Origin of the sequence: Undibacterium sp. TJN25 (assembly GCF_049339885.1) — a bacterium.
Classification (GTDB): Bacteria; Pseudomonadota; Gammaproteobacteria; order Burkholderiales; family Burkholderiaceae_D; genus Undibacterium.
The window spans coordinates 232,398-243,864 of the sequence record NZ_JBMPPM010000006.1 but is presented as its reverse complement, the minus strand read 5'-3'; the positions used below and the strand labels follow the sequence as shown (position 1 = coordinate 243,864).

At 55.5% G+C, this 11,467-nt stretch carries 17 protein-coding genes; 4 read left to right on the top strand and 13 right to left on the bottom strand.

The features are described 5' to 3' along the window. Window positions 1–91 precede the first annotated feature (91 nt). Window positions 92–550, top strand: a complete 459-nt coding sequence (locus ACO0LO_RS16755) for a glycine zipper 2TM domain-containing protein (protein ID WP_422965472.1) — start codon at window positions 92–94, stop codon at window positions 548–550. On the opposite strand, the gene ACO0LO_RS16750 is transcribed toward ACO0LO_RS16755, so the two are convergent. The 12 genes from ACO0LO_RS16750 to ACO0LO_RS16695 form a co-directional block, all read right to left on the bottom strand. Further along, window positions 538–804 (bottom strand): hypothetical protein, encoded by a 267-nt coding sequence (locus tag ACO0LO_RS16750; protein WP_422965470.1) that lies wholly within the window; start codon window positions 802–804, stop codon window positions 538–540. The two genes, ACO0LO_RS16755 and ACO0LO_RS16750, sit on opposite strands and share 13 nt — an antisense overlap. 18 nt (window positions 805–822) lie before the next feature. Then, window positions 823–966, bottom strand: a complete 144-nt coding sequence (locus tag ACO0LO_RS16745; protein ID WP_188566304.1) for a lmo0937 family membrane protein — start codon at window positions 964–966, stop codon at window positions 823–825. A 220-nt stretch (window positions 967–1,186) separates the two neighbouring features. Continuing rightward, the gene (locus tag ACO0LO_RS16740) at window positions 1,187–1,411 is read right to left on the bottom strand and encodes a prenyltransferase (RefSeq protein ID WP_422965469.1); all 225 of its coding nucleotides are present in this window, start codon (window positions 1,409–1,411) and stop codon (window positions 1,187–1,189) included. A gap of 167 nt (window positions 1,412–1,578) precedes the next feature. Then, complete coding sequence (locus ACO0LO_RS16735; protein ID WP_422965467.1) at window positions 1,579–2,802, bottom strand: AI-2E family transporter; 1,224 nt, start codon at window positions 2,800–2,802, stop codon at window positions 1,579–1,581. A 161-nt stretch (window positions 2,803–2,963) separates the two neighbouring features. Then, window positions 2,964–3,530 carry a hypothetical protein gene (locus tag ACO0LO_RS16730; RefSeq protein WP_422965465.1) on the bottom strand — a complete coding sequence of 189 codons (567 nt, stop codon included), beginning with the start codon at window positions 3,528–3,530 and terminating at the stop codon, window positions 2,964–2,966. Between the two features lie 158 nt (window positions 3,531–3,688). After that, window positions 3,689–3,871 (bottom strand): CsbD family protein, encoded by a 183-nt coding sequence (locus ACO0LO_RS16725; protein WP_422965463.1) that lies wholly within the window; start codon window positions 3,869–3,871, stop codon window positions 3,689–3,691. A 326-nt stretch (window positions 3,872–4,197) separates the two neighbouring features. Then, window positions 4,198–4,584 carry a hypothetical protein gene (locus tag ACO0LO_RS16720; protein ID WP_422965461.1) on the bottom strand — a complete coding sequence of 129 codons (387 nt, stop codon included), beginning with the start codon at window positions 4,582–4,584 and terminating at the stop codon, window positions 4,198–4,200. A gap of 10 nt (window positions 4,585–4,594) precedes the next feature. Then, window positions 4,595–4,963 carry a phage holin family protein gene (locus ACO0LO_RS16715; protein WP_422965459.1) on the bottom strand — a complete coding sequence of 123 codons (369 nt, stop codon included), beginning with the start codon at window positions 4,961–4,963 and terminating at the stop codon, window positions 4,595–4,597. A gap of 174 nt (window positions 4,964–5,137) precedes the next feature. After that, window positions 5,138–5,557: a DUF883 family protein gene (locus ACO0LO_RS16710; RefSeq protein WP_422965457.1), complete on the bottom strand. Its 420-nt coding sequence runs from the start codon at window positions 5,555–5,557 to the stop codon at window positions 5,138–5,140. 207 nt (window positions 5,558–5,764) lie between these two features. Further along, on the bottom strand, window positions 5,765–6,079 hold the full coding sequence (locus tag ACO0LO_RS16705) for a BON domain-containing protein (RefSeq protein ID WP_422965455.1): 315 nt from the start codon (window positions 6,077–6,079) through the stop codon (window positions 5,765–5,767). 174 nt (window positions 6,080–6,253) lie between these two features. Beyond that, entirely contained in the window at window positions 6,254–6,805 is a 552-nt protein-coding gene (locus ACO0LO_RS16700; RefSeq protein WP_422965453.1) for a hypothetical protein, read from the bottom strand. Window positions 6,806–6,945: 140 nt separating this feature from the next. Next, complete coding sequence (locus ACO0LO_RS16695; RefSeq protein WP_422965451.1) at window positions 6,946–7,158, bottom strand: CsbD family protein; 213 nt, start codon at window positions 7,156–7,158, stop codon at window positions 6,946–6,948. Between the two features lie 169 nt (window positions 7,159–7,327). Between ACO0LO_RS16695 and ACO0LO_RS16690 the strand changes: the two genes are divergently transcribed. Then, window positions 7,328–7,498: a hypothetical protein gene (locus ACO0LO_RS16690; protein WP_422965450.1), complete on the top strand. Its 171-nt coding sequence runs from the start codon at window positions 7,328–7,330 to the stop codon at window positions 7,496–7,498. A 12-nt stretch (window positions 7,499–7,510) separates the two neighbouring features. Here the strand turns inward: ACO0LO_RS16690 and ACO0LO_RS16685 are convergent, their stop codons facing one another. After that, entirely contained in the window at window positions 7,511–8,509 is a 999-nt protein-coding gene (locus ACO0LO_RS16685) for an aldo/keto reductase (protein ID WP_422965892.1), read from the bottom strand. Window positions 8,510–8,707: 198 nt separating this feature from the next. On the opposite strand from ACO0LO_RS16685, the gene ACO0LO_RS16680 reads away from it, so the two are divergent. Beyond that, window positions 8,708–9,619 (top strand): LysR family transcriptional regulator, encoded by a 912-nt coding sequence (locus ACO0LO_RS16680; protein WP_422965448.1) that lies wholly within the window; start codon window positions 8,708–8,710, stop codon window positions 9,617–9,619. Between the two features lie 147 nt (window positions 9,620–9,766). Continuing rightward, window positions 9,767–11,461 (top strand): M20/M25/M40 family metallo-hydrolase, encoded by a 1,695-nt coding sequence (locus ACO0LO_RS16675; RefSeq protein WP_422965446.1) that lies wholly within the window; start codon window positions 9,767–9,769, stop codon window positions 11,459–11,461. The last annotated feature ends 6 nt before the right edge of the window (window positions 11,462–11,467 follow it).

Genomic DNA, 11,467 nt, shown 5'->3' with positions numbered 1-11,467 from the left:
CGTAAGCGCTTTAGATACAGTGTGTTACCGCACTGAGACATTGATGCCGCCTGACTATGCTTCACTACACACATAGCCAAGGAGAACAATCATGATTATTCACCAAAAATTTGCCATTGCTGCTGTCGTTGCCGCCACTTCCCTGCTGAGTGCCTGCGGCTCAACCACCACAACCACTTCTGTCCCGGTATCGTCACAGATCTCCAATAGCTACGGGGTCGTCGATTCCATCCAGATCGTGCAGGTAACGACCGAGAAAAAAGGCCCTGGCGCGGGTGCCATCGTGGGCGGTATCGTCGGTGGCATCCTGGGTAACCAGGTAGGCGGCGGTGCGGGCAATACCGTGGCAACCGTTGCCGGCGCAGTAGGCGGCGCGGTGGTCGGTAACAAGGTAGAGCAAAATAACAGCGCACCGCAATCACGTGAAATGTACCAGATCACCGTGCGCATGGACAACGGCAGCTATCAGACCCTGACGCAGGAAAACATTGCTGACGTCCGCGTCGGCACCCGCGTGCATGTAGAAAACAACCAGGCCTACCGGCTGTAAGCCAGCGCATAGCTCACACTGGCCGGCCTGAAGCCGGCGTCCATACGGGCGGCATGCGGGGAACCACCAAGGATCCATTCGCGCAGCCGCCCTTCCTTTCTAAACCCTCCTTCAACATCATTAGCATGCACTTCAGCGGGCCTTATCTTTCCTTCCTTCCTGCGTTCCAGCGACACGTTAAAAAGCCATCCTGCCGGCGAATACCGGCGGGATGGCTTTTTAGCTGACTTTTTGGTGTCGCGCATGCGGTGCATGCGTTCTTCCGGCGACTGCTATCTTCGTCCGCTGACGATTTGCACCAGGAACATGACGATGGCCACAACCAGCAGGATATGGATAAATCCGCCTATGGTGTACGAGCTGACCAAGCCCAGTATCCATAACACTAACAGGATCACAGCGATGGTATAAAGCATGATGGAGCCCCTTTCATTTTTGTAGTAAGACTTTTATTAATGGAAAACGGTGCGGAATAGGTCAAACCCTGATCCCGGCAGCAGAACTCATTTCATGCACAGCAGCGGTGCGCCGATATGCATGAAATGAGCTCTGAAAGAATCTCATGACCAGTTGCCGCTGCGTGCATCGCACCCATCTGCAAGCCATGATTGCCGCCTGGGCCTTAGCCCAGGGGATTTATTCTTTTTTCTTGCCGACTTCATTACCCAGGTAACCGCCGACTGCTGCGCCGCCTACCGTACCGATGGCGCTGCCGCCGGTCAGTACTGCGCCGCCGACTGCACCAATACCGGCGCCTGCAACCGCACTTTTATCCTGATTATTCATGCCTGCACATGCGCTCAGACTGAAAATCGCTGCGATGGCAATACTCTTCACTGCCAGAATTTTTGTCGTGTTCATAGTGATCTCCTTGTGATACATGGTTTACCGAAATTACCGAATCGACGGTATTGAGAAAGCCATGCAATACCCCATCGAACAGTTCCAGTGTAGGCGCTCTGTGTTGCTGCTTCTGTACGTTATCTCACGCAAACGAATTTGATTGGAATGTTGCACATCATTTTCGGTCAGTCGCCAAGCAGCTCAGAGACGGCTTCCAGGCCTTCGATATGTTCGGAGACGACCTTGACGATGACGATGATGGGAATGCCCAGCAGCAGTCCCCACACGCCCCATAGCCAGCCCCAGAACAGCAGCACGATAAACACCGCAGCCGCATTCATCTTGGCGATGCGCCCCGTCATCCATGTCGTGACAAAGGTGCCGACCAGTGTTGCAATACCCAGCGAAACACCGGCCACCAGCAAGGCCATGGAAATCGATCCGAACTGCATGAATGCCACGATACCGGTTGCTGCAGCGATCAGCAACGAGCCAAAATAGGGGATCACATGCAGCAGCGCGCTGGAAAACGCCCAGGCGCCCGCGTTCTCCAGGCCGATGATCTGAAAGGCGGCCCAGACCAGCAGGCCGAGCAGCACATTGGTCACCAGCAGCATGAACATATAGTGCTGGATGGACGTGTTGATGTCGCTCAGTATCTGAACGGTAATTTTCTTCTTGCTCAGCGAAGGCCCGGTCAGCTTGACCAGCTTGCGCTTGAAGGTGTCATCGGAAAGCAGCAGGAAAAACACGAGGAAAAGCACCATCAGCGCCTGCCCCAGGAATTCTGCGACGCTGACGGAACCCAGCAGCAGCCACTCCCTCAGCCTGAAAACCGGCGGATCGCTGACAACGGGTTTTCTGAAATCCGGCTTCGGCGTGCCGGTAGCCTGGCTGGTGGCCTTTTCCAACTCCACCGCAGCGGCCTGCATCTTTTGCATCAGCGTCGCCTGGCCGTATTGCACCTTGGCCAGCTCGGTAGACAACTTGCGGGTCGCGGCCGGTAACTGCACCAGGATGGAATCAAACTCGTCCTTCAACGAATTCATGTGCATGCCTATGCCGAACAGGATACTGATCATCAGCACCGATGTGCCCACCAGACGCGGTATATGGATGCGTTGCAGCGCCGCAACCAGCGGGCTGAGCGTGTATGCGATAAAAATCGAGAAAGTGAGGGGGATAAAAAATTTACGCGCGAAGCTCAATGCAAAGATGAAGGCCACAATCGCCAGCAGCGTGATGGCCCAGCCACGCGCATCAACGTGGACACGCGACTGTGCCAGGGATGCTGATGTTTCGGGAAAGCGCGTATCCAGCGCCGACACTGTTTCGATATTCTCCGGCGGAGCTGGTTCCGGATCAGCAGGATTGGCGGCTACCGGATGAATGTGGGGAGTGCTATGCATGCCTGGCCTCAGCGATCGTTATAGTTTCTTGTTGAGGAGAGTACGCCGCTCCGGGCTGCATGGCTGGTGTATTTTTTAGCAGCATTGTCAGCAAGCTATTTTCAGCGCCGCCGATACCAGCCTTGGCTATTCAGGCAGGCAATTCTGCCGACCTTGCCGGCTTACCAGTAAATGTGCTCTCCGCGCTGCGTCTTCCATTGGGATTCCAGGTATAACGCATCTTGTTCTGTACGCGGCCTGACGCTCATCAGGATGCCGCCGTTTTTTACACCGGCCTCATACAGCTTGACGCGTTCTTCGGGAATGCCCCAGCCTATCAGCGCGCCGACCAGGCCGCCTGCCAAACCTCCGGCGCCGGCGCCAGCCAGTGCGGCCACAACGGGACCTGCAATCACCAGGCCCAGGCCGGGAATCACAATTGAGGTGCCGACGGTGGCCAGCGCTGCGCCTATCGCACCCAGCGCTCCACCGATGGCGCCGCCTATGCCTGCGCCTTCCGCTGCCTTGCTGCCTAATTCGGTTTCGGCTGAAGTAGTACCGGAAAAATAGCGCTTGCGCGTATCGTCCGACATGATGACATTGACTTCACTGCGGCTGTAACCGCGATCCACTATGCTTTGATAAGCATGCTCGGCGCTTTCGCGATCTGGAAACAGGCCAGACACCAGGCGCGGGGCCGGCCTGGCGGATGTTTCCGATATGGAATCTACAACAGGTGTTTCCAGCATACTGCCTCCTGTGCTTCGTCTAGCGGTCTTTTCTGCCTTGACCAGCGGCTGCAAGCCTTCTGCGAACCAGGAAGAAAATTCTTTTCGCGGAACTTGCCGCCATGCTCATGCCGCCAGGGAAGACAGCAAGAACATGAAGGCAGGTCCGCATGTGCGGCTTACTTCTTGGATGAATCTTTTATCGCTTCCTTGATATTGCCGATACCTTTTTGGGTTTTGCCTTCTACCTGCTTGGCTGCGCCCTTGGCTTCCTGCTCTTTGCTGCCGACCAGTTTGCCTGCTTCTTTTTGCACTTTACCGATTGCATCTTTGGTAGCACCTTTGACTTGATCCGAATTCATGATGAAACTCCTCAAATAGATTATTGGGACGCTGTAAATTCTCCGTTAAGAGAGTTCGCACATGGTCCGGCTTGCTTTTACCTACCGGACTCGGCAATCGATCTGCCCATGCACAGGTTACAGAATAGGCAAAGTTGCCCGCTATCTCTGTACGATATCCAACACAGGTAAATATTCTGCAGGCCTATTTCAGACGGGGGAATAAGCAACACGCTTGAAACAGGCAGAGTGGTCAGCACAGGAGGAGTCCGCGGCCAGTGCAGCAACCGCGCTTACAAAAAAAATGCAGGATTCAGTACAGGATAATGTAACAGCAGCTCGCGTTTTTACTCGCGGTTTTTGGGCGTCAGCATGGAGTGTATGAAGCTGGACGCGGCAGGAGAAATTTGCGGCAGTATGCGCAGCAGCATGGCAATATTTGCAGGGTTGGTCAACATGCCGCCGGCCATGGCAACTCCGGTTTTCAGCGCGCCGCTGACCAGCTTGCGCGGGCCCAGCACGACAAAGGCCAGCGCGCCCGCGGCTACCCATACCGGATGCTGCATCAGCAGCCTCAACGCATGGCTGCGCGGAAATCCATCCTTGTCCTGTTCTGCCGACTCGGCAGCACGCTCGGCCCTGCTTTTGCGTACAAATTTTTGCCGCATCAGTACACGGCTGGAGCGCATCTTTGCCAGCAATAAATTCCGCTCTATTTCCAGGATATTGTTCATGCCGGCAGCCTTATAGCAAATCTTTGAGCAGTTGGATGTCTTGCTGCAGCTCTTCGCGCAGCATCTTCAACGCCGGATCGGCGGGCTTGCGTTTGCGGGCCGCCACATAGCATGCGATTGCGGCAATACCATAGGCAGCGAAAACCGCCCAGGCAGCAACAATGCGGTGTTCGGTTTCCCAGCAGGTCACCAGGACGGCAATGCCTAAAAAAAAGAAAGCCAGCAGCGCAAAGAAAACCATCACCGCAAAACTAATCAAACGTTCGCCAACATCGCGCGCCTGCATTTCCATTTCTATCCGCAATAATTCAAGGTAGTCGCTTATGCGCTCCAAACCAAGCATGCCAAGTTGTCTGGCTTTATCAATGGTTTCAAACACAAAGTTCTCCCGATGAATAATTATAAGAATAGGAAAAGTCGTCAGCACTAGTCGCTAGACAGGCAGCGCTGAAGACTTTGATGTTGCTGTATTTAACAGGACGAGTGGCCCACGTTGAATATATGCCGCGCAGCCCTCATCAGGCGCGCGGCGCTGTACTGCTTATACTGTTGCCTACCTGTCGCGTGCGATCAGCATGCCGATCAGGATGCCGACTCCAGCTGCCAGTGCAACGGACTGGAACGGACGATCCTTGACATAGCCGCCGGCCACATCCACACCCTGGCTGACTTTTTCACGTGCGCTCAGCGTTGCCTGGTTAGCGGCTTCTTTCGCCGTGGCGATCTGCTCCAGCAGTTTTTCCTTGGCGGCATTCAGATCCAGATCCGACAGGCTCGGCAGGCGCGCGATCAGCTCATCCAGATCAGCCTTCAGGTTTGCCATCTCGTCCGAAGCGACGGAACCTACCTGTTTACCGGCAGCTTTGGTGGCGTCATAAACGTTTCCGGCCGCACTACCTACACGCCCGGCGAGATTCTCGGCTGCATCCCGTGCAGTACCGGTTTTTGTTGCGATGGTGGAAGTAGTTCCCATTGATAGCTCCTTGGTGACAGTATGGACAAAACATCTGTATCGGCAAGCCGGGCCTAGGCCGCGTATTCATTTCCAATAAAGAAAGAGATTTGTTTCATTGCTTGCCGGAGGCAGCATGATCACTGCAAGCCCGGCGAAGAAAACGATGGCCGCTCTGGGCGGCCAACAGAGCGCCCGGCTATGCCGGACGCCGCTGTATTGATGCTATTACTTGACGTGGATATCGTTCTTCACGTTTTGCACGCCTTTAACACCGCGTGTTACTTCAACTGCTTTGCCGATCGAGCCTGGGTCGCCGACGAAACCGCTCAGTTGCACTGTGCCTTTGAAAGTTTCGACGTTGATTTCGGATGATTTCAGCGCAGGTTCATTCAGGATTGCTGCCTTGACTTTTGCAGTGATGACGGTGTCGTCAACATACTCGCCTGTGCCTTCCTGTTTGGAAGTGGATGCACAGCCAACCAGTGCGACCATCATTGCTGCCATAAGGAAAACGCTGAGACGTTTGATAATGGATTTCATTTTTATTCTCCAAAAAAAAAGATAAGTTTTAATTGTCGGACCACCGCTGAAACTTCAGCAACAATCCGTTTTACTGCTTTCAGGCTGGCCCGCTATGCGGATTTACCTGCTACTTCAAGAAACTTGAAACTGCTGTAAAGCCTGTTCTGAACCTACAGTGCCTGGCGTTGAAGCTTATTTGCCGTACTGCGCTTTGGCCGATGCTACACATGCATCCTTGCTCGGGCCGGCCAGACCATCGCATTTTTCAATGGCGACACTATAGTCGGCATCGTTTTTCGTTTTGGCGGCGTCGTTGCGTGCATCCGCTACTTTTTTACCTGCCTTGGCATTGGCGATCGAAGTTTCCTTGATGGCCTTGGCTTCCTTGATGCAGACATCCTTGGCGTTGCCGGCCTTGTCATCGCATTTTTCTTTTGCGACGGCATACTCGGCATCGGCGATGTCCGTCATGGCCGTGGTGTAGGCCTTTGGAGTATTTTCATAGTTGGCTTTTGCCTCTGCCTTGATGCGGGTGCGGGCCAATTTGGATTCTTCGCTACACACATCCTTGGCATTACCGGCGAGGCCGTCGCATTTTGCCTTGGAGACTTTATATTCGTTATCGGCATTATCTTCCGCTGACTTGTAGGCTGCCTTGGCTTCGTTGGTGGCAGCAAAGGCTGCGGTGGAGCAGATGCCCATGGCGGCGACAGAGAACATTACGCCTGTAATCAGTTTCTTCATTTTTTTATCCTTATAGTTTTTATGGTTACACTTTTTTAACAGCGCTTTTCACGCTATCTTTTCACGCTATCTTCACACCATCGCTGGAAAGCTGTGCGGCTATAACAAGCCGCACTCTGCTCCCCTTGTGCGCTCTTGCCTCAGGGTTTGTAATCCCTGTTGCGATCTTCGAATTCGCGAATTTGTTTTTCCGCTTCGTCCTTGCTGATGCCGTAGGTTTCCTGCACCTTGCCGGACAGCTGATCGCGCTTGCCGGCAATGATGTCCAGCGAGTCGTCCGTCAACTTACCCCATTGTTCTTTGGCCTTGCCTTTGAACTGTTTCCAGTTACCTTCTACGATGTCCCAATTCATAATGAGCTCCTTTCAATGCATAGCGGGTTGAAAGCTTTGCGTGTTAATGATTAATGGTTTCTACCGGCTTGCCGCATCAGGTTCGAAACGAGCCGAACCATGGATTGCATCGTAGCATCGGGTAAAAAGTTGCCATATAGGACAGCAACCAGAGCCCTTGTAGGACAACATGAATAAAATTCTTGTTGCGGTAGCTGGTGGCATGCTTAAAAAAATCTTTCGTCCGTGCATGGACTCGTCTTTTTTCGAGCAAAAAAAATCCCCGCCGGATGCGCGGGGATTGAAAATGAATGTGTGTTTCATTTCATCGCAAGATGAAACACCGATGCCTGACACCTGATACCTTATTGCATCAGCCGCGCTCGCTGTCCAGCGATGCCATGGCATGCTTGTCGTAGCGGTCACCCGCCACGGCATCAACCGGTACCGCTTGTTCTATGTGCGCCAGGTCTGCCGCCGTCAGCACCAGGGACAGCGAACCCAGGGCCTCCTGCAGGCGCTCACGTTTGCGGGCGCCGATCAGCGGCACGATATCTTCGCCCTGCGCCAGCACCCAGCCTATCGCCGCTTGTGCAACGGTAATACCTTTACTCTCGGCGACGCTGCGCAGCGCCTCCACCAGTGCCAGGTTGCGCTCCAGGTTGCCATTCTGGAAGCGCGGGCTGATGCTGCGGAAATCACTCGTAGTACCATTGCGCTGCATACTCCAGTGGCCGCTGAGCAGGCCGCGCGACAATACCCCATACGCGGTGATGCCGATGCCGAGTTCGCGGCAAGCGGGCAGGATATCGGCTTCGATGCCGCGCGAGAACAATGAATATTCAATCTGCAGGTCGGTAATGGGATGCACGGCATGCGCGCGGCGCAGCGTATCGGCGCCGGCTTCGGACAAGCCTATGTGCCTCACATAACCGGCCTTGACCATGTCGGCGATGGCGCCCACGGTCTCTTCGACGGGCACGGCAGGATCCACGCGTGCGATGCGGTAGATATCGATATGGTCGGTGCCCAGGCGGCGCAGGCTGTAGGCCAGAGAATTCTTGACCGCGGCAGGACGGCCGTCTATGCCTATCCAACCGCCTTGCGGATCGCGCTGCGCGCCAAACTTCACACTGATGAATGCCTCCTCGCGCCTGCGCGTTTTCAACGCTTCGCGGATCAGCATTTCATTGTGGCCCATGCCATAGAAATCGCCGGTATCGATCAGGTTGATGCCGGCATCCAGCGCGGCATGCAGCGTGGCGATGCTTTCTGCTTCATCGGCAGGACCGTACAGGTCGGACATACCCATGCAGCCCAGGCCCAGCGCCGACACGCGCGGACCAGTGGCGCCAAGTGGGCGGCTAGGCATGGCGGTAAGGGTATTTTTTGCATTCATTGATTGCTCCTGTTTCGAAATTCGGTAGAGAAGAAGAGACGTCCTCATCCGCTACAATTGCATGCGGTTTTGGAATGAATGCATTGTAGGCGCTTAAATTTCAACAATAAATGGCATAAAATTGCCATCACTATTCAAAATTCCCCAACAATAATCCCAAATGAGGCCGCAATGGACCGCATTCATGCCATGCAGATATTTACCCGCATCGTCGAGCTCGGCAGCTTTACGGCAGCCGCCGACAGCATGCAGTTGCCGCGCGCCACGGTAACGCACACGATCAAACAGCTGGAAAACTTCCTGGGTACGCGGCTGCTGCAAAGAACCACGCGCCAGGTCAGCACCACGCTGGACGGCGAGGCCTATTACCACCGCTGTGTGCGCCTGCTGGCGGACCTGGAAGAAACCGAATCGGCCTTCAGCCACAGTACCGCCAGCCCCAAGGGAAAGCTGCGCGTGAGCTTGCAGGGATCAGTCGGGCGGACGGTGGTGATCCCCGCCCTGCCGGATTTCCATGCTCGCTATCCGGATATAGAACTGGAAATAGGCCTGGGCGACCGGCTGGTGGATCTGGTGCGCGAAGGGGTGGACTGCGTGTTGCGCGGCGGGGAGCTGCGCGACTCGACCATGGTGGGCAGGCGGGTTGCGTCCATGCTGCAGATCACCTGCGCCAGCGCCGCCTATCTGGACAAATACGGCGAACCGAAAACCCTGGAAGACCTGGAACACCACCTGGCCGTCAACTACGTGTCGTCGCAGACAGGCCGGCCCATGGATTTTGAATTTGAAGTGGACGGAAGCACCCGGAGGATGGCGCTCAAGGGCATAGTCTCGGTCAACGACGCCGATGCCTATACTGCCAGCTGCGAAGCCGGTTTCGGGCTGATACAGGCGCCGCGCCGCGGCCTCACCAGCCAGCTGGAAGCCGGCACGCTGAAGGAAGTGCTGCCGCGCTGGCGCCCGGCGCCCATGCCGCTATCGGTACTATATCCGCACCACCGGCAGCTGTCGCCCAGGGTACGCGTGTTCGTTGAATGGCTGGCTCAGCTGATGGCCGCCTTGCCGGATACGGTACCGCAATAATGCGCCATAACATTTCCATACATGCGCATCCGCCTAAATATATTTATTTAATATAATATTGCTTTCTGGACCAGCCGCGGCGATCCCGTGAGTCCGGCAATTACCAACAATCAATAAGGCGCAGAAATGATTTCCAAGAAACAAAGCTTGATCTCCTTAGCCGTGATGACCGCATTCGCAGGCGTATCCCTTCACGCATTTGCCACGGATGCTTCCGTCAAGGCAGCCACCGCCATCAGCGGGGATGAACTGCTGCAGCACATCAAGGTATTGGCTTCCGATGATTTTGAAGGCCGCGGCCCCGCCAGCAACGGCGAGGTGAAGACCATTGCCTATATCACCGAACAATTCAAAAAGCTGGGCCTGGCGCCCGGCAATCCGGACGGCAGCTACTTGCAGAAAGTGCCTCTGCTGGGCACCACATCCGCACCGGCGCTGAGCCTGACTGTAGGTGGCAAGACGCAGGCCCTGCGTTATCCGGATGATTTTGTCGCCTGGTCGCCATTGGCGCAGCCGGAGATCAGCGTCAAGCAATCCGAGCTGGTATTCGTCGGCTACGGCGTGACCGCGCCGGAATACGGCTGGGACGACTATAAAGGCATGGACCTGAAAGGCAAGACGCTGGTCATGCTGATCAACGACCCGGCCATCCCCGATCCTAAAAATCCTGCCCAGCTGGACCCGAAGATGTTCAAGGGCAAGGAAATGACTTATTACGGCCGCTGGACCTACAAGTTTGAAATGGCCGCCAAGCTGGGCGCAGCAGGCGCGCTGATCGTGCATGAAACCAAACCCGCATCGTACCCCTACGAAGTTGTCAAGAACAGCTGGGGCCGCGAGAACTTCAGCATCTACAACCCGGCCGGCAATCCCGATTTCCCTGCGGTGCCGGGCTGGATCACGCTGGACCAGGCCAAGACGCTGTTCAGTTCCGCCGGCCAGGATTTCGATGCGCTGAAAAAAGCCTCGCTGTCGAAAGACTTCAAGCCTGTCAGCCTGGGTGTGACTGCTGACTTCAAGGTGGCCAACAAGGTCAACCGCGTGGAATCCAATAACGTCATCGCCAAGATAGAAGGTTCAGATCCGGCATTGAAAGACGAATACGTCATCTACACCGCACACTGGGACCATCTGGGCATCAATGAAGCGTTGCCCGGCCCGCGCACCAACCAGATCTACCATGGCGCACTGGACAATGCCTCCGGCGTCGCCAGCCTGCTGGAGCTGGCCAAGGCCTACAAGGCACTGCCGGTAGCGCCTAAACGTACCATCCTTTTCATTGCCACCACATCGGAAGAGCAAGGCTTGCTGGGCGCGCGCTACTATGCACGCAATCCGCTGTATCCGCTGTCCAAGACGCTGCTGGACATCAACATCGACGGCGTCAACCCATGGGGCAGGACCAGGGACGTGAAGATTACCGGCTACGGCAAATCCACCGCCGACGACCTGGTGCGTAAAGTCGCCCTCACGCAGGGCCGCAGCACCGGCGCGGAAGCCCGCCCGGAAAACGGCAGCTTCTACCGCGGCGACCAGTTTGAATTCGCCAAGGTAGGCGTGCCTGTCATCTACGCCAGCAGCGGCACGCAATTCATCGGGAAATCGCCACAGTTCGCTACCGAAAAATCCGACGACTACACCGCCCACAGCTACCATAAGGTCACCGATATCGTGAACAAGAACTGGGACTTCGGCGGCGTGGTGGAAGACATGCGCATGCTGTTTGAAGCAGGTTATGAAGTGGCGCAAGGCCAGGCCAAGCCGGAATGGAAAGCCGATGCCGAGTTCAAGGCGGCGCGGGATAGCTCCATGCAAGGTACAAGCAAGGCGGGTTCGCACTAAGCTTTA

Coding starts and splice junctions, on each gene's coding strand:
- ACO0LO_RS16730 (WP_422965465.1), bottom strand. CDS start 3,530: ATGCTGGAAACACCTGTTGTAGATTCCATATCGGAAACATCCGCCAGG.
- ACO0LO_RS16705 (WP_422965455.1), bottom strand. CDS start 6,079: ATGAAATCCATTATCAAACGTCTCAGCGTTTTCCTTATGGCAGCAATG.
- ACO0LO_RS16725 (WP_422965463.1), bottom strand. CDS start 3,871: ATGAATTCGGATCAAGTCAAAGGTGCTACCAAAGATGCAATCGGTAAA.
- ACO0LO_RS16755 (WP_422965472.1), top strand. CDS start 92: ATGATTATTCACCAAAAATTTGCCATTGCTGCTGTCGTTGCCGCCACT.
- ACO0LO_RS16740 (WP_422965469.1), bottom strand. CDS start 1,411: ATGAACACGACAAAAATTCTGGCAGTGAAGAGTATTGCCATCGCAGCG.
- ACO0LO_RS16685 (WP_422965892.1), bottom strand. CDS start 8,509: ATGCCTAGCCGCCCACTTGGCGCCACTGGTCCGCGCGTGTCGGCGCTG.
- ACO0LO_RS16695 (WP_422965451.1), bottom strand. CDS start 7,158: ATGAATTGGGACATCGTAGAAGGTAACTGGAAACAGTTCAAAGGCAAG.
- ACO0LO_RS16700 (WP_422965453.1), bottom strand. CDS start 6,805: ATGAAGAAACTGATTACAGGCGTAATGTTCTCTGTCGCCGCCATGGGC.
- ACO0LO_RS16745 (WP_188566304.1), bottom strand. CDS start 966: ATGCTTTATACCATCGCTGTGATCCTGTTAGTGTTATGGATACTGGGC.
- ACO0LO_RS16680 (WP_422965448.1), top strand. CDS start 8,708: ATGGACCGCATTCATGCCATGCAGATATTTACCCGCATCGTCGAGCTC.
- ACO0LO_RS16720 (WP_422965461.1), bottom strand. CDS start 4,584: ATGAACAATATCCTGGAAATAGAGCGGAATTTATTGCTGGCAAAGATG.
- ACO0LO_RS16735 (WP_422965467.1), bottom strand. CDS start 2,802: ATGCATAGCACTCCCCACATTCATCCGGTAGCCGCCAATCCTGCTGAT.
- ACO0LO_RS16710 (WP_422965457.1), bottom strand. CDS start 5,557: ATGGGAACTACTTCCACCATCGCAACAAAAACCGGTACTGCACGGGAT.
- ACO0LO_RS16690 (WP_422965450.1), top strand. CDS start 7,328: ATGAATAAAATTCTTGTTGCGGTAGCTGGTGGCATGCTTAAAAAAATC.
- ACO0LO_RS16750 (WP_422965470.1), bottom strand. CDS start 804: ATGCACCGCATGCGCGACACCAAAAAGTCAGCTAAAAAGCCATCCCGC.